Here is a 15740-nt window from a genome sequence, read left to right on the forward strand (position 1 = left end):
GCGCATGGACACGCCGACCACCGCCTACGCCTTCACCGCCGACGACCTCGATGGCCGTCCGCAGCCGCTCGCCGACTACACCGGCAAGGTGCTGTTGATCGTCAATGTCGCTTCCAAGTGCGGCTTCACCCCGCAATACGCCGGGCTGCAGGCGCTGTGGCAGCGATACCGCGAACGCGGGCTGGTGGTGCTGGGGTTTCCCTGCGACCAGTTCGGCCACCAAGAGCCCGGCACCGCGGAGGAAATCAAACAGTTCTGCGCGCTGACCTACGACGTCGATTTCCCGATGTTCGCCAAGGTGCAGGTCAACGGCGACGCCGCGCATCCGCTGTGGCAGTGGCTCAAGCAGCAGAAATCGGGGCTGCTCGGCATCGCCGCGATCAAGTGGAATTTCAGCAAGTTCCTGGTCGGCCGCGACGGCCGGGTGCTGGCGCGCTATGCGCCGACCGACAAGCCGGAAGCGCTGGCGGCGGAGATCGAGCGCGCGCTGGGGTGAGCGGAAGCGGTGCGCGATGCGGCCCGCTTTTTCTGTAGGAGCGGCTTCAGCCGCGACAGGCTCTGCGGATAGCGGCTGTCGCGGCTGAAGCCGCTCCTACAGTGGTGCGTAGTGGTTGGCGGGCGCAGCGATCGCGGCCGTGCGTTACTTCTCGACGAAGGCGCGCTCGAACACGTAGTGGCCCGGCGTGCCGATCCGCGAGGAGGCGACGAAGCCGCGCGCGTCCAGGGTCTGGCGCAGGTCGGCCAGCATCTGCGGGCTGCCGCAGATCATCGCCCGGTCGTATTCCGGATTCAGCGGCGGCAGGCCCAGGGTCTGCTGCATCTGCCCGCTTTCCAGCAGTTCGGTGAGGCGGCCGCGGTTGCGGAAGTCCTCGCGGGTCACCGCCGGGTAGTACAGCAGTTTCTCGCGAATGGTCTCGCCGAGGAACTCGTGCTGCGGCAATTCGTTCTCGAAGTAGTCGCGGTAGGCGAGGTCTTTTTCGAAACGCACGCCGTGGGTGAGGATCACCTTGTCGAAGCGCTCGTAGGTTTCCGGATCCTTGATCACCGACAGCCACGGCGCCAGGCCGGTGCCGGTGCCGAGCAGATACAGGTGCCGGCCCGGGTGCAGGTCGCTGATCAGCAGGGTGCCGGTGGGCTTCTTGCCGACCAGCACCGCATCGCCCGGCTTGATGTGCTGCAGGCGCGAGGTCAGCGGGCCGTCCGGCACCTTGATGCTGAAGAACTCCAGCCGCTCTTCCCAGTTGGCGCTGGCGATGGAGTAGGCGCGCAGCAGCGGCCGCGTCTCCGTCTCCAGGCCGATCATCACGAACTGGCCGTTGTCGAAGCGGAAGCCTTCGTTGCGGGTGGTGGTGAAGCTGAAGTAGTCGTCCGTCCAGTGGCGGACGTCGAGCACCGTTTCGGGGCCAAAAGCAGAGGACATGCCGTTGATCGTGATGGGGAAGGAGCGGGCGCCATTCTACCCCATGTCGCCCCAAATGAGAGGGAATCTCATTTGGGATGGTTCATCCCGGCGTGCGTCACTTTTCGAACGACAGTTCGTAGGACAGGTACAGCGGCGCCTGCGGTGGGACCAGCAACGGGCGCTGGCGCAGGAAGCGCTCCAGGCACAGCGCCAGCGGCGTGGTGCCGTTGCGCCAGCTCGCGCCGACGTTGCCGTCGGCCTGCAGCTGGACCACGACGACGAACGGCGAGGTGTCCGGGCGCGGCGTGGCGCAGCTGGCCACGCCCTCGTCCAGCGCCGCGCGTTGCAGCGCCTGCAGGCGCTCGGCCAGCGCGCCGGGCAGCGCGGCCTCGTCGCGGTCGGCCAGGGCCTTGGCGGCGGCGTAGTCGGATGGGCCGGGAACCGGGTCGGCCGCGGCGGCGGGGAACGCCACGGCGGCGGCAAGCAGGCAGGGCAGGAGGCGTCGCAGCATGGCGGATCCGAAAGGGCGGACGAAGCTCAACGATACCCAGCGGCCTGCAATTCGAACAGCTCCGCGTAGCGTCCGCCCTGCGCCATCAGTTCGGCATGGGTGCCGCTGGCCTCGATCTGGCCGCCGGCCAGGACCAGGATGCGGTCGGCCATGCGCACGCTGGAGAAGCGGTGCGAGATCAGCACCGCGGTGCGGTTGTCGGACAGCTCCTTGAAGCGCTGGAACACCTCGAACTCGCTGCGCGCGTCCAGCGCCGCGGTCGGCTCGTCGAGGATCATCACCTGCGCATCGCGCATGTAGGCGCGCGCGATCGCGATCTTCTGCCACTGCCCGCCGGACAGGTCCACCCCGGTCTTGAAGCGGCGTCCGATCAGTTGCTCGTAGCCGTGCGGCAGGCCTTCGATCAGCTCGCTGGCCATCGCCCGCTGCGCGGCGGCGCGGATCCGCGTCGCATCGGCCATCGAATCGACCCGGCCGACGCCGATGTTCTCGCCGGCGCTGAGGTGGTAGCGCACGAAATCCTGGAAGATCACCCCCAGGTTGGCGCGCAGGTCGTCCAGGTCGTAGTCGCGCAGGTCGCGGCCGTCGAGCAGGATGCGGCCCTCGTCCGGGTCGTACAGCCGCGCCAGCAGCTTGACCAGGGTGGTCTTGCCGGCGCCGTTCTCGCCGACCAGCGCCAGCACCTCGCCGGCGCGCAGCTCGAAGTCCAGGTGCCGCACCGCCCATTGCTCGGCGTCCGGGTAGCGGAAGCCGACGTTCTCGAACACGAAGCCGCGCACGATCGGACGCGGCACCGGCACCGCGCCGGGGCGGGTGCGGATCTCGGGCACGATGCGGAAGAACGAATACAGGTCGTCCAGGTACAGCGCCTGTCCGGCGACCTGCGAAAACCCGATCAACAGGCCTTCCAGCAGCTGGCGCAGGCGCAGGAAACTGCCGGCCAGGAAGGTCAGGTCGCCGATGCTGAAATCGCCGCGCACCGTGCGCCAGGCGATGTAGCCATAGGCGGCGTAGTAGCCCAGCGTGCCCAGCGCCGCGAGCAGCGTGCCCCACAGCATGCGTTTGCGCGCCAGCGCGCGGTTGGCCTGGAAGAAGCGGTCGGCCAGCGCGCGGTAGCGCGCGATCAGGAAGCTGTGCAGGTTGAAGATCTTCACTTCCTTGGCGGTCTCGACGCTGGCGCCGACCTGGCGCAGGTAGTCGAGCTGGCGCCGCTCGGCGGTCCACTGGAAGTTCAGCGAATAGCCCAGCGCGTTGAAATGCGCCTCGCCGACGAACGCCGGGATCAACGCGACGGCCAACAGCAACATCAGCCACGGCGCATACACCACCAGGCCGATCGCGAAGCTGACCACGGTGATCGCGTCCTGCACCTGGCCGAACAGCTGGCTCATCAGGTTCATCCGGCCCATGGTCTGGCGCCGCGCGCGGTCGAGCTTGTCCTGCTGCTCCGGGTCCTCGAAATCCTCCAGGTCCAGTTGCGCGGCATGTTCCATCAGCTGCACGCTGGTGACGTTGTTGAACAGCTCCGACAGCAGCGTATCGGCATAGCTGACCAGCCGCCCGAGCAGGTCCGAGCCGATCGCCAGCGCCAGTTCCAGCGCCAGCAGCTCCAGCAACCGTTCCAGCCGCCCGCTGGCCAGCGCCTCGCCGAACGAGGTGAAGCCGGGCGACTGCCCGACCAGGTGGATCGCCTCGTCGATGATCAGCTTGCCGATGTACAGCGAGGCCACCGGGATCAGCGCGCGCAGCACGCGCAGGCCGATGCTGGTCAGGGTCAGCCCGCGGCTGGTCTGCCAGATCTGGCGCAGGAACGGCGGCAGGTTGCGCATCGCGTCGAAGCGTTCGCGCAGGCTGGGGCCGGTACGGGGAGAGGGGCGCGGTGCGCCATGGACAGAAGAAGGGGAGGGCATCCGCGCATTGTGCCGGGGCCGGATGTGGGCGGGGAGTGTTTGGGCCTGGTGCGACCGGCGGGCCGCGGTGCGCTATCGGTGCGGCGGCCGCGGCCCGCTGTCGCCAAGACGCTATTCCCGCTATCTTCCGAGCCCGGACCAGGGACCGCTCTCCATGCAGGACGCACTGCCGCTTGCCGCGCTCGACTGCTTTGGAGGACGTGCGCGATGACGGCGGGCTTCGCCATCCGCTACGTCGTCTACTGTCTGGCCATCCTCGGTTGCCTGTTCTGGATCAACTCCTTTCTGCCGCCGGCTGTCGCCATCGTCGCCGCGCTGGTGTTCTTCGGGTTTGCGGTCGTCTACACCGTGTTCCGCCTGCTGGGCGGGCGCGGCCGCATCGGTGTCGGCAGACTCTGGAAGGAGTTCCTGGATTTCCTCTACGGTCTGGGCTGACCAGCGGGGCAGCGCTGCGGATATCGCGCATGCGGCCATGCGCTGGCAGGCCGTCGATCGCGGCGGAACGTCACTCGTCCAGGCGCAGGGTCAGGCACTTGGCCGCGCCGCCGGCCTTCAGGAATTCGTCCAGCGGGGTCTGCACCACGCGGTAGCCGATCCGCGCCAACGCCGCGCACAGCTCCGGCGAGGCGCGGTTGAGCAGCAGGCGCTGGTCCAGGTCCACCGCATTGCAGGCGAAGGCGAGGGCGTCGGCTTCGCCGACCGCGATGCGCCGCGCCGGCGGGATGCGGCGGGCGATGGCTTCCTGCGCGTAGTCGTCGAAGGCGGCCGGGTAGTACAGCAGGTAGCCGTCGCGCAGCGGGCAGAAGCAGGTGTCCAGGTGATAGAAGCGCGGATCGACCAGGCGCAGCGGCATCACCTCGATGTCCAGCAGGTCGGCCAGCTCGTGCGCGGCGGCGAGGTCGCTGCGATGGCCGTGGCCCATCCACAGCCGGCGTGCGCCGCGCTCCAGCAACGCATCGCCGGCGCCTTCGAAGCGTACGTCTTCGGGCAACGCACGGATGCGGAAGCCGGCGCGGCGGCACCAGTCGGCGAACAGCGCTTCCTCGCCGCGGCGCTCGGCATGGCGGAAGCGGCTGGGCACGAAGCTGTCGCCGAGCACCAGGCCGGCGTTGGCGCTGAACACCATGTCCGGCAGTCCGGCGGCCGGGGCGATCCGCTCGACCTGGGCGCCGGCCGCCTCGGCCGCCGCGACCAAGGCATCCCACTGCGCCTGGGCGCGCTCGCGGCTGGCGGCGTGGATGTTGCCTTCCATCCAGGGGTTGATCACGTAATCCACGGCGAAGTGCTGCGGCGCGCACATCAGCAGGCGGTGGCCTGCGTGGGCGGCGCTGCAGGCCTGCGCTTGCGGCTCGGCGAATGCCAGGTCCGTGTCGTCCGCGGCCGCGCCACCCGCCAGGAATTTCTCGCTCATGCCCGCCTCGCTGTGCGTTGGTGATGCGCAAACGCTAGCGGTGTCGTGTTGCGGTTTGCGGTCACGCTATTCGGGATTCGGGATTCGGGATTCGGGATTGGGGATTGGGAATCGGAATCGGGATCGGGATCGGGATCGGGATTGCGGGGCGGGCGGCGTACCGGCGTGCGCCGGGACGCCGTTTCGCGCTTCGCTTACGGCATTGCCGGTTGCAGGCCTACGCCGAGCCGGTTCCAGGCATTGATGAGGGCGATGGCCATGGTCAGCGCGCTGATGCCGTGTTCGTCGAAGTGCGCCGACAGGGCGTCGTAGGCGTCCTGCGGCGGCGCGCCGGACGGCAGGGTGGTGAGCGCCTCGGCCCAGGCCAGCGCCAGCCGTTCGCGCGGATCGAAGAAGCGGCTCTCGCGCCAGCCGGCGAGGGTGTCGAGCTTGCGCGGTTCGATGCCGGCCTTGCGCAGCGCGGTGGCGTGCATGTCGATGCAATAGGCGCAGCCGTTGAGCTGGGAGACGCGCAGGAACACCAGTTCGGCCAGTTCGTGGCCGAGCACGCCCTCGTGCACCTGCTGGCTGGCGCTCAGCAGGGCGCGGAAGGCGACGGGTTCGTGGCGGGTGTAGTCGATGCGATGGAAGTGCATGTGTCCTGCTCCATGACGGCCGCAACGGCCGTCTTCGCAGCAAGGACGCGGCAGCGCGCGGCGGCGTGACAGCGCCGCCCCGGACCAGGCGTTCGCGTCAGGCGCTCGCGGCAGCGCCTGCGCCGGCCAGCGGCGGCAGCTTGTCCGGATTCATCAGGGTCAGCACTTCGACGATGCGCTCGCCGTCGATCACCACCAGCACCGCCGAATGCAGGCGCGCGCCGATGAAGCGCAGGATCGCCGGTTCGCCGTTGACCGTGCCGATCCGCGCCTGCAGGCCCAGGCCGCGCCGCGCCACCGCCCAATACAGCATGGCGATGCGTTCGGCGCCGAGCAGCGGACGCAGCGTGGCGGTGACCTTGCCGCCGCCGTCGGAGAACATCCGCGCGTTGGCGTCGAGCAGAGCCACGATCGCGCCGCGGTCGCCCTGCTGCGAGGCGTGCATGAAGCGCTCCAGCAGTTGCCGGTGGCGTTGCGGCGCCACCGCGAAGCGCGGCCGGCCGGCCTTGAGCCGTTCGCGCGCGCGGTGCACCAGCTGCCGGCAGTTGGCTTCGGCATGTCCGAGCAGTTGGCCGATCTGCGCATAGTCGTAGTCGAACGCTTCCTTCAGCAGGAACGCGGCACGCTCCTCCGGACCCAGCCGTTCCAGCAGCGCCAGGAACGCCACCGACACCTGCTCGGCGCGCGCGTGGCGCTCGGCCGGGTCGGTGTCCTCGGCGATCTCCAGCGGCTCGGGCAGCCACGGGCCGGTGTAGTGGACGCGGGCGCTGCGCGCCGCGCGCAACCGGTCCAGCCCGAGCCGGGTGGTGGTGGTCACCAGCCAGGCCTCCGGGTCGCGGATCGCGGCACGGTCGCTGGACTGCCAGCGCAGCCAGGCGTCCTGCAGCACGTCCTCGGCGTCGCTGCGGCTGCCGAGCAGGCGATAGGCCAGGCCGAACAGCCGGGGACGTTGGGATTCGAAGGTGGGATCGGGGCTCATGGCGACCAGGACGGAACAGCGCGTGCCGGCGTGACAGCGGGCGAAGCGGTCACTTTGCCCTAAAATGGCCGGGTTTCCCCCCGCCAGCCGTAGAGCCAGCCGTGACCTCGATCAAACAGGAAGACCTCATCCAGTCCGTCGCCGACGCGCTGCAGTACATCAGCTACTACCACCCGGTCGACTACATCAAGAACCTGGCCGCCGCCTACGAGCGCGAACAGTCGCCGGCCGCCAAGGACGCCATCGCGCAGATCCTGATCAACTCGCGCATGTGCGCCGAGGGCCACCGCCCGATCTGCCAGGACACCGGCATCGTCACCGTGTTCCTGGAAATCGGCATGAACGTGCGCTGGGACGACGCCACGATGGGCGTGGAGGACATGGTCAACGAGGGCGTGCGCCGCGCCTACAACCATCCGGACAACAAGCTGCGCGCCAGCGTGCTGGCCGATCCGGCCGGCAAGCGCGCCAACACCAGGGACAACACCCCGGCGGTGGTCAACACCAAGATCGTGCCGGGCGAGCACGTCGAGGTGATCGTCGCGGCCAAGGGCGGCGGCTCGGAAGCCAAGAGCAAGTTCGCGATGCTCAACCCGTCCGATTCGATCGTCGACTGGGTGCTCAAGACCGTGCCGACCATGGGCGCCGGCTGGTGCCCGCCGGGCATGCTCGGCATCGGCATCGGCGGCACCGCCGAGAAGGCGATGCTGCTGGCCAAGGAAGCGCTGATGGAGCCGATCGACATCGTCGACCTGCAGGCGCGCGGCGCGTCCAACCGGGCCGAGGAACTGCGCCTGGAGCTGTACGAGAAGGTCAACGCGCTGGGCATCGGCGCGCAGGGCCTGGGCGGCCTGACCACGGTGCTGGACATCAAGGTCAAGGACTACCCGACCCACGCCGCCAACCTGCCGGTGGCGCTGATCCCGAACTGCGCGGCGACCCGCCATGCGCATTTCACCCTGGACGGCAGCGGCCCGGTGATGCTGGAGCCGCCGTCGCTGGAAGACTGGCCCAAGCTGACCTACAACCCGAGCAACGCGCGCCGGGTCAACCTGGATACCATCACCCGCGAAGAAGTCGCCAGCTTCAAGCCGGGCGAGGTCGTGCTGCTCAACGGCAAGCTGCTGACCGGCCGCGACGCCGCGCACAAGCGCATGATCGACATGCTCAACCGCGGCGAGACGCTGCCGGTCGATTTCACCAACCGCTTCATCTACTACGTCGGCCCGGTCGATCCGGTGCGCGACGAAGTGGTGGGCCCGGCCGGCCCGACCACCGCCACGCGCATGGACAAGTTCACCCGGCAGATGCTGGAGCAGACCGGCCTGCTCGGCATGGTCGGCAAGTCCGAGCGCGGCGACGCGGCGATCGCGGCGATCCGCGACAACAAGGCCGTGTACCTGATGGCGGTCGGCGGGTCGGCCTACCTGGTGTCCAAGGCGATCAAGGCCTCGCGCGTGCTGGCGTTCGAAGACCTGGGCATGGAGGCGATCTACGAGTTCGAGGTCAAGGACATGCCGGTCACCGTGGCGGTGGATGCCAGCGGCGAGTCGGTGCACAAGACCGGCCCGCGCGAATGGCAATCGCGCATCGGCAAGATCCCGGTGGTGGTCGAACCGGCCTGAGCCGGCGCCGCCGCCGGCACGGCGCGGCATGCGAGACTGCCACGGCCGCAGTGATCCGGCTGCGGCGACTTACCAGGAGATTGCATGAGCGCCACCCTGTACTACTCGCCCAGCACCGCCGCCCTGGTGGTGCACTGGCTGCTGATCGAACTGGACGTGCCGCATACGCTGCACGCCCTGGATTTCGAGCGGCGCGAGCATAAAACGCCGGAGTACCTGCAGCTCAATCCGTCCGGCGTGGTGCCCACGCTGGTGCTGGACGGGCAGGTGCTGACCGAGGCGGCGGCGATCGTGCTGCACCTGGCCGACCTGCATCCGCAAGCCGGACTGGCCCCGCCGCCCGGCAGCCCGGCGCGCGCCGACTACTACCGCTGGATGTTGTTCTGCGCCAACACGCTGCAGCCGGCGTACCGCGCCTGGTTCTATCCGGACGAGCCGGCCGGTGCCGACAACGTCGAGGCGAGCAAGGCGCAGGCGCGGCAGAAGCTGGAGGCGGCCTGGGAGCAGGTCGCGCAGCATCTGCAGGCGAACGGTCCGTACCTGCTCGGCGCGCAGCTGTCGGCGGCCGATTTCATGCTGACGATGATGATGCGCTGGTCGCGCAACATGCCGCGGCCCAGCGATACCTGGCCGGCGCTGCAGGCGCACGCGCAACGGATGAAGGCGCGTGCCGCGTTCCAGGAAACCTATCGCCGCGAAGGCCTGACCGACTGGACCTGAGCGCGGCGTCGGCCATGGGGCGCGGGGGCCCCGGGCCGCCCCCCCCGCGATGCCGCTCCGGGGCCGTTCGGGCCTCAGTACCACTCCAGCAGCGACACGCCCAGGCCCACATAGGTGGCGCGGTGGTTGTAGTCGATCATGCTCTCGCCGTAGCCGTCGAACACCTGCACGTGGCCGCGCAGCAGGTTGCTGATCGGGAAGCCCCAGTCCAGCTGCACCGCGCCGTGCGAGCGGTCGCCGCTGCGCAGCGAATGCCGCGCCATCAGCGAGATCTCGTGGCCGCCGCGGTTGTAGGTCAGGGTCGCATCGCCGCGGCCCATGTAGTCCTCGATGTCCGGGTTGTTGTCCTGGCGGTCGCTCTCCGGGATCCGGTACCACGGGCGCAGCACCAGCGCCCAGTTCTCGCGGTCCAGGCCGACATTGAGGATTGCCCGGTTCCAGCTGCGTGAGAACGGATCGCTGCGGCCGTTGGACTGGTGGGTGAGCTGGATCCCGGTCATCCGCCCCTTCCAGCCGAACAGGCTGTAGTTGTTGCGGAACACCAGCGCCAGTTCCGGCTCGTAGTTGGTCTCGCGGAACGGGCGCGACTGCTCGCTGTTGTAGACCTGCCAGCGCGAACTCTGGGTATAGGCGCCCCACAGGTCGCCGTTGTCGCCGAAGATGTTCTCCACGATCTTGGTCTTGAAGCTGAGCTGGAACTTGGCTTCGATGCTGTCCAGCGACTCGGCCGTGGTCACCGTGTTGTTCGGGTTCGGCGAGGACGGCGTCTCGTTCTTCTTGCTGGTCCAGAACGCCGGCAGCAGGTACACCGGCTTGTAGGCGCGCAGCTGGAAGGTGCCCAGCTTGGAGTCCTTGGCCAGTTCCCAGCGGCTGTCCAGCAGCGAGCCCTTGCCGGCGTTGGCGATGGTGGCGTCGTAGCGGTCGTCCTTGAACAGCGAGGCGGCGCGCTGGCGGGTGCGTTCGGCCAGGCCGGCGTCCTGCGGGATCGACGCATCCAGCTGTTGCTTCTGGTTCTCGATGGCCATCTTCGCCGCCGCATCGGCGGCCTGCGGATCGGCGACCCGGCGCGACAGCGCCTGGTCGTAGCAGGACAGGCGCGCGGCGTCGCTGGTGATCGCGACGCAGGCCTCGGGCGAGGCAGGGGTGGGCTTCACTTCCTGGGCGTGGGCCAGCGGCATCGCCGCGAAGGACAGCAGCAACAGGGGACGGGCCGGGCGATGGATCATGCAGGTTCTCTCGGAAACAGGCGGCGCGGGCGGGTGGTGCGCTGCCGAGGTGAATAGCCGGCTGCGAAAATACAGCAGCGTCCACAACGGAGTCATCACGCGTTCATCTCACGGCGCCGACGCGGGGCCTCACAGCAGCCAGGCGGCGGCGAACAGGCCGACCATCGCCAGCGCCAGGGCCAGCTTGGCGGCGGTCCCCAGGACGATGCCCAGCCAGGTGCCGAGGCCGACCTTGGTCGCCTGCTGCAGCTGCCGGCCGTGCCAGTATTCGCCGGCCAGCGCGCCGACGAAGGGCCCGACGAACAGGCCGATCGGCATGAAGAACAATCCCGCAATGCTGCCCAGGACCGAGCCCCACAGCGCCTTGCGGCTGGCGCCCACGCGCTTGGCGCCGAACACGGTGGCCAGGAAATCGACCAGGAACGACAGCAGGGTCAGCACGCCGAGCACCGTCAGCATCACCCAGCCCACGCGCTGGAAACCGTCGGCCCAGGCCGCCAGCAACAGCCCGGCGAACAGCAGCGGCATCCCCGGCAGGGCCGGCAGCACCACCCCGGCCAGGCCCAGCACCACCAGCAGCCCGGCGACGATGTAGTAGATGAACGTAGGATCCACGCGGCTTGCTCCGGAGGGTGATTTGGGGGTTGACAGATGGGGTGTTTTTGCTGATTGCATTTTCATTTTCGCCGCGGTAAGTTTCAGCCGCTGCGTTTGCAAAGGTCACCGTGAATCGTGGCCCGATGCGGTAGATCCAAACGATCCGCTACAGCGTTATACCTCGCTTCCTCCTTGCAACCAGCCGCCGAACCCACGGCGTACCCACCCCTGAGACTGTTTCAAGGAGTAAGTCCATGACTGACGGCAATCGCGAAAACGGCACCGTGAAGTGGTTCAACGATGCCAAGGGCTTCGGTTTCATCAGCCGCGAGAACGGCGAGGACGTGTTCGTGCACTTCCGCGCGATCCAGACCCAAGGCTTCAAGAGCCTGAAGGAAGGGCAGAAGGTCAGCTTCACCGTGGTGCAGGGCCAGAAGGGCCTGCAGGCCGACGCGGTGCAGCCGGTCTGAACCCGGCGCGCCCGGCGCAACGCCGGGCCCGCGCCCAGCAAAAAGGCCCGCAGTGCGGGCCTTTTTGCGTTTCGGCAAGCGCGGCAGCGCGAGCGCTTAGCGCGGCACCACGCGGCCGTTGACCACGCGCACATAGGTGTTCTCGCGGATTCCGGCCAGATCGCGCTGGTTGACCACGATCACCCGGCCATCGTCCATCTGCACGTGCACGTCGTAGCTGTCGCTGGTGACGTTGTTCTGGATCTGGTTGCCGGCCAGCGCGCCGGCGGCGGCACCGGCCACGGCCGATACGTTCTGGTTGCCCTTGCTGCCGCCGGTGTGGTCGGAGATCTCGTGGCCGGCGATCGCGCCGACGATGCCGCCCAGGACCGCGCCGGTGCCGGTGGGCGCGGTGCGGCCGGAGGCCACCGTATCGATGCGGGTGACGATGCCGCAGTCCGCGCAGCGGTTGTCCGAATAGCCGCGCGACGGCTGGCTGTAGCCGCCGCCACCGCCGCCGTAGCCGGGGGACGTGGCGCAGCCGGCCAATGCCAGAACGGCGACGGCGCCAGTGGCCAGTAGATGAATCTTCATGTGTGCTCTCCTCGACAGACGGTGGACCGCGGCAGCCCCGCGTTTGCACGCATCCTGTCCGCCAGCGTGTGAATGCAACGCCAATCGCCACGCGCCTGGATGGCCGACGCGCTGCAGCGTCAGGGGGAATTCATCGACAAGCGCGATGGCGGGTCAGCGGAAATCGCGATGGCAGGCGTCGCAACCGTCGTCGATCCGGTGGGTGAGCTGGTCTAGCGCGGCGCAGGTGGTCGGCAGCGGGGCCTGCGCCGCATCCAGCGTGGCGCGCAGCGCCCCGGCATGCTGCTGGAAGCGGCTGTCGTCGCTGAGTCCGGGAAACGCGGTTTCCAGGTCGTTGCCGAGCAGGCGCAGCGTGTGCACGCGCGCCTGCAGGTCGGCGGCGCTGCAGCGGTTCTGCGCATGGCTGCGTTGCAGCAAGGCCAGCTGCTTGTCCATCACCTGCATCAGGCTGCGCGGGAACGGATCCTGCCGCGCCTGCAGCGCGCGCATCGACATCACGGTCGCGACCAGGCCGATCAGGATCCCGGCGAGCAGCAAGAACAGGTAGCGGGAGGCAGTGGAGGCGGGCGGGCTGGCCATGGGGCAGGCTGGCGGAAGGAAAGCGCGATAGTACGCCGGCCGCCGACCCGCGTGGCGTCGCCGCCGCGGCGTCGCCGATGAAATAAACTGCGCGCATGAACGAACAATTGCGCGAGCGCTTCGCCGGCATCGACCGGCTGTACGGGCGCGGGACCATCGAGCGCCTGGCGCAATGCCGGGTGGCGGTGGTGGGGATGGGGGGCGTCGGCTCGTGGGTGGTGGAGGCGCTGGCGCGTTCGGCGGTCGGCCATCTGACCCTGGTCGACGCCGACGACATCTGCGTGTCCAACACCAACCGCCAGTTGCCGGCGCTGCAGGGCCAGTACGGGCGCAACAAGGCGCGGGCCATGGCCGAGCGCTGCGTGGCGATCAACCCGGCGATCGAAGCGACCGCGGTCGAGGCCTTCCTGACCCCGTCCAACATCGCCGAACTGCTCGGCACCGGCTTCGACCTGGTCATCGATGCCTGCGACAGCTTCCGGGTCAAGGTGGAGACCATCGCCTGGTGCCGCCGGCGCAAGCTGCCGCTGCTGACCGTGGGTTCGGCCGGCGGCCGCACCGACCCGACCCTGGTGCGCATCCGCGACGTGTCGCGCACCGAGCACGACGCGATGCTGGCGCTGATCCGCAAGAAGCTGCGCAGCGAGTTCAACTTCCCCAAGAACCCGCAGCGCTACTTCGGCGTGCCGGCGGTGTATTCGCTGGAGAACGTGCGCTACCCGCAGGCCGACGGCAGCGTGTGCGGGCTGCGGCCGCAGCTGGGGCCGGATGCGGCGTTGAACCTGGACTGCGGCGCCGGGCTGGGCGCCGCCACGCATATCACCGGCGCGTTCGCCTTCGCCGCGGCGGGCAAGGCCTTGGAGATGCTGTTGAAACCGAAGCGGGAGCAGCCGGCGACAGCGGCGGCTGCGGCGCTGGAAGCGGAGTAGCGAGTCGAAGCGGTTGTCCGCCCCGTGGGCCTGACAATTGGTTCACGCCTGCCGGCCTGGCGGAGTCCGTCAGTGATTCTTTTCCAGATAGAACGCGAGGTACTTCCTTGGCCGTTCCTGGAAGGCTCTTGCCTTGCCGAGGCGGTGGACTTGGTCGAAACAGCGATAGGCCTCGGAATATTCTTCCAGCTCGAAGTGCGCCATTCCCAGGTCGAGCAATGGGCCGGTATCGCTCTCCGATTCACGGGCCTGTAGCGACTTCTGCGCCCATTGTTTGGCGGCGGCGAAGTCGGCGTTGTCGAAATGCAGGTTGTAGAAGGAGCCGGTGATCCACGCCGACAGCGGCGGCCATTCCAGCTTCGGCTCGGGCAGCAAGTCCCAGGCGCGGTGGTAGGCCGATCGGGCGGCGTCCTTGTCGCCGCGCTCGTCCAGCGCATTGCCCGACTCCATGATGCCCATGATGTCCTTCGCCAGCTCGGGGTTTGCGTCTGCCAGGTCTTGCATGCGTCACGGCTCCTTGCCGATGCGTTCTTCGTGGTCCGCCGATTCTACATCCGGCCCAGCGGGCAGCCATTTGCCCTCGATTCTCTTGTAACTGTCTGCCCGGGGGCGAGCGACGATGCGCGAAATTCGCGTCTGGAAATCGCGCTCCTCATGCCAGACGCTGCCGCACTCGCCGCAGCCCCAGAACGGCGGCGGATCGGCATCGATCCAATCGACCCATCCCGCGCATCGTGGAAGCGGGCCGCGATAGGGGGGCCTCGTGGTCATGCGGCTTGGCGACAGCGACCATCGTGACGTACTGCGTGGACGCGCCGCAGCACTAGCACTCGATCATGATGAAACGCTGGCCCTTTGCCAGCAGCGGCATGACGAACGCACGCTGTTGCGTGTCCAGGTCGAAGCGCTGCTTGCAGAGCTGGCACTGTGCGTCCGCTGTGACGCTATGTCTGTTTCCCTGCAGGCCGCCGCATTTCCGAGCCGTCACGCCGGCTCGGCACGCACATCCAGGCCGAACAGTTGCTGCGCATTGCGCGTGGTCTGTTCGGCGATCTCGGCGGCGGGCTGGCCGCGCAGCGCGGCGATCGTGTCCAGGACCGTGCGCAGCCGCGCCGGCTCGTTGCGCTCGCCGCGGATGGACGCGTCGGGCTGGTCCGGGGCGTCGGTTTCCAGCAGCAACTGCTGCAGCGGCAGCTCGGCCGCCAGGCGCCGCAGCCGCTGCGCGCGTGCGTAAGTGACCGGGCCGCCGAGGCCGATCAGGAAATCTAGCGACTGCAGTTGCCGCGCCTGTTCCGGGCTGCCGGCAAAGCTGTGCACCACGCCGCGCAGGCGCCCGACCTTGCGGATCGCCAGGATCACCGCATCCACCGCGCGCCGCGCGTGCACGATCACCGGCAGGTCGAACGCGCGCGCCAGCTGCAGCTGGCCGGCGAAATACCGCTGCTGCTCGGCTTCGTCCAACCCTTCGACGAAGAAATCCAGGCCGCATTCGCCGATGGCGCAGGGGCGCTCGCGTTCGATCCACTCGCCGAGCAACGGCAGATGCTCCGGGCGGTGCTGGTCCAGGAACAGCGGATGCAGGCCGTAAGCCGGATACAGGCCGTCGGCCATCGCGCAGACCTCGCGCAGCTTCGGCCAGGAGGCCGCCGTCACCGCCGGCAGCACCTGCGCGACGATGCCGGCGGCCTGCGCGCGCGCGACCACCGCGGCGCGGTCGCCGTCGAACTCGGCGGCGTCGAGATGGCAGTGGCTGTCGATCAGACGCATCGGCGGTCAGCGGCGCACGCGGCGCGCGCTGGACGCGATGGGCTCCGGTTCGACGGGCGCAGGCGTGCGGGTCTTCCAGTTGGCCAGCAACAAGGTGCCCAGGCCGAACACGATCTCGTCGATGAAGGGCAGCGGGTCGGGCAGCAGCACGCTCAGCACGAACAGGCCGGCGGTCAGTTTGAACAGCGTGGGGTAGCGCAATTTGCCGGCCCAGCGCAGCAATGGCAGCACGATCGGGTTAGGCATGGACGATCCTCCGGCAGGGTGATGAAAACGCTAACACGCTTGATATGGCGCCTTTCCGCATGCCGCACCAGTCCGCGCTCAGGATTTTCGCTGAATAGGGAGCGGATCGGTTCAGCTTCGGCATGGTAATCACAGCACCGTAGATGCAGACAACGCGGCC

Annotated in this window: 20 protein-coding genes; 6 read left to right on the forward strand and 14 right to left on the reverse strand. The window is 68.6% G+C overall.

Features of this window, described 5'->3' with window-relative positions; all coding sequences use genetic code 11:
- Positions 1-4: 4 nt before the first annotated feature.
- Positions 5-496 (forward strand): glutathione peroxidase, encoded by a 492-nt coding sequence (locus tag H9658_RS00810; protein ID WP_179565249.1) that lies wholly within the window; start codon positions 5-7, stop codon positions 494-496.
- A 144-nt stretch (positions 497-640) separates the two neighbouring features.
- On the opposite strand, the gene H9658_RS00815 is transcribed toward H9658_RS00810, so the two are convergent.
- From H9658_RS00815 to H9658_RS00825, 3 genes are all read right to left on the reverse strand, one after another.
- On the reverse strand, positions 641-1420 hold the full coding sequence (locus H9658_RS00815) for a ferredoxin--NADP reductase (RefSeq protein WP_179565247.1): 780 nt from the start codon (positions 1418-1420) through the stop codon (positions 641-643).
- Positions 1421-1517: 97 nt separating this feature from the next.
- Positions 1518-1913: a hypothetical protein gene (locus H9658_RS00820; protein WP_225209654.1), complete on the reverse strand. Its 396-nt coding sequence runs from the start codon at positions 1911-1913 to the stop codon at positions 1518-1520.
- A 26-nt stretch (positions 1914-1939) separates the two neighbouring features.
- The gene (locus H9658_RS00825; RefSeq protein ID WP_191824024.1) at positions 1940-3823 is read right to left on the reverse strand and encodes an ABC transporter ATP-binding protein; all 1884 of its coding nucleotides are present in this window, start codon (positions 3821-3823) and stop codon (positions 1940-1942) included.
- 207 nt (positions 3824-4030) lie between these two features.
- Here H9658_RS00825 and H9658_RS00830 point away from each other — a divergent pair, with 207 nt between their 5' ends.
- Complete coding sequence (locus H9658_RS00830; RefSeq protein ID WP_191824025.1) at positions 4031-4258, forward strand: hypothetical protein; 228 nt, start codon at positions 4031-4033, stop codon at positions 4256-4258.
- Between the two features lie 70 nt (positions 4259-4328).
- Here the strand turns inward: H9658_RS00830 and H9658_RS00835 are convergent, their stop codons facing one another.
- From H9658_RS00835 to H9658_RS00845, 3 genes are all read right to left on the reverse strand, one after another.
- Positions 4329-5234 (reverse strand): dimethylarginine dimethylaminohydrolase family protein, encoded by a 906-nt coding sequence (locus H9658_RS00835; RefSeq protein ID WP_191824026.1) that lies wholly within the window; start codon positions 5232-5234, stop codon positions 4329-4331.
- 194 nt (positions 5235-5428) lie between these two features.
- Positions 5429-5869: a carboxymuconolactone decarboxylase family protein gene (locus H9658_RS00840; protein WP_179565239.1), complete on the reverse strand. Its 441-nt coding sequence runs from the start codon at positions 5867-5869 to the stop codon at positions 5429-5431.
- 97 nt (positions 5870-5966) lie between these two features.
- On the reverse strand, positions 5967-6848 hold the full coding sequence (locus H9658_RS00845; protein WP_191824027.1) for an RNA polymerase sigma-70 factor: 882 nt from the start codon (positions 6846-6848) through the stop codon (positions 5967-5969).
- 101 nt (positions 6849-6949) lie between these two features.
- Between H9658_RS00845 and H9658_RS00850 the strand changes: the two genes are divergently transcribed.
- Together H9658_RS00850 and H9658_RS00855 are read left to right on the forward strand one after the other, a co-directional pair.
- The gene (locus H9658_RS00850) at positions 6950-8473 is read left to right on the forward strand and encodes a fumarate hydratase (RefSeq protein ID WP_179565235.1); all 1524 of its coding nucleotides are present in this window, start codon (positions 6950-6952) and stop codon (positions 8471-8473) included.
- Between the two features lie 84 nt (positions 8474-8557).
- Positions 8558-9193, forward strand: coding sequence for a glutathione S-transferase family protein (locus H9658_RS00855; protein WP_191824028.1), 636 nt, complete (start codon positions 8558-8560; stop codon positions 9191-9193).
- 74 nt (positions 9194-9267) lie between these two features.
- Here the strand turns inward: H9658_RS00855 and H9658_RS00860 are convergent, their stop codons facing one another.
- Positions 9268-10419: a phospholipase A gene (locus H9658_RS00860; RefSeq protein WP_179565231.1), complete on the reverse strand. Its 1152-nt coding sequence runs from the start codon at positions 10417-10419 to the stop codon at positions 9268-9270.
- Between the two features lie 129 nt (positions 10420-10548).
- Positions 10549-11034 carry a DUF456 domain-containing protein gene (locus H9658_RS00865; protein WP_179565229.1) on the reverse strand — a complete coding sequence of 162 codons (486 nt, stop codon included), beginning with the start codon at positions 11032-11034 and terminating at the stop codon, positions 10549-10551.
- A 236-nt stretch (positions 11035-11270) separates the two neighbouring features.
- Here H9658_RS00865 and H9658_RS00870 point away from each other — a divergent pair, with 236 nt between their 5' ends.
- Positions 11271-11486, forward strand: coding sequence for a cold-shock protein (locus H9658_RS00870; protein ID WP_046979462.1), 216 nt, complete (start codon positions 11271-11273; stop codon positions 11484-11486).
- Between the two features lie 96 nt (positions 11487-11582).
- On the opposite strand, the gene H9658_RS00875 is transcribed toward H9658_RS00870, so the two are convergent.
- Together H9658_RS00875 and H9658_RS00880 are read right to left on the reverse strand one after the other, a co-directional pair.
- Positions 11583-12059 carry a glycine zipper 2TM domain-containing protein gene (locus H9658_RS00875; protein WP_179565227.1) on the reverse strand — a complete coding sequence of 159 codons (477 nt, stop codon included), beginning with the start codon at positions 12057-12059 and terminating at the stop codon, positions 11583-11585.
- Between the two features lie 153 nt (positions 12060-12212).
- Positions 12213-12638, reverse strand: a complete 426-nt coding sequence (locus H9658_RS00880) for a hypothetical protein (protein ID WP_191824029.1) — start codon at positions 12636-12638, stop codon at positions 12213-12215.
- A gap of 95 nt (positions 12639-12733) precedes the next feature.
- On the opposite strand from H9658_RS00880, the gene H9658_RS00885 reads away from it, so the two are divergent.
- Positions 12734-13567, forward strand: coding sequence for a tRNA threonylcarbamoyladenosine dehydratase (locus H9658_RS00885; RefSeq protein ID WP_191824030.1), 834 nt, complete (start codon positions 12734-12736; stop codon positions 13565-13567).
- 69 nt (positions 13568-13636) lie between these two features.
- On the opposite strand, the gene H9658_RS00890 is transcribed toward H9658_RS00885, so the two are convergent.
- From H9658_RS00890 to H9658_RS00905, 4 genes are all read right to left on the reverse strand, one after another.
- Complete coding sequence (locus tag H9658_RS00890) at positions 13637-14071, reverse strand: tetratricopeptide repeat protein (RefSeq protein WP_191824031.1); 435 nt, start codon at positions 14069-14071, stop codon at positions 13637-13639.
- Positions 14072-14074: 3 nt separating this feature from the next.
- Positions 14075-14338: a hypothetical protein gene (locus H9658_RS00895; protein WP_191824032.1), complete on the reverse strand. Its 264-nt coding sequence runs from the start codon at positions 14336-14338 to the stop codon at positions 14075-14077.
- 213 nt (positions 14339-14551) lie between these two features.
- Positions 14552-15334: a TatD family hydrolase gene (locus H9658_RS00900; RefSeq protein ID WP_191824033.1), complete on the reverse strand. Its 783-nt coding sequence runs from the start codon at positions 15332-15334 to the stop codon at positions 14552-14554.
- A gap of 6 nt (positions 15335-15340) precedes the next feature.
- A complete protein-coding gene (locus H9658_RS00905; RefSeq protein ID WP_191824034.1) occupies positions 15341-15580 on the reverse strand; it encodes a DUF6116 family protein in 240 nt (79 codons plus the stop codon).
- Positions 15581-15740: the final 160 nt, after the last annotated feature.

Source organism: Xanthomonas bonasiae, assembly GCF_014836395.1.
GTDB classification, from domain to species: Bacteria; Pseudomonadota; Gammaproteobacteria; order Xanthomonadales; family Xanthomonadaceae; genus Xanthomonas_A; species Xanthomonas_A bonasiae.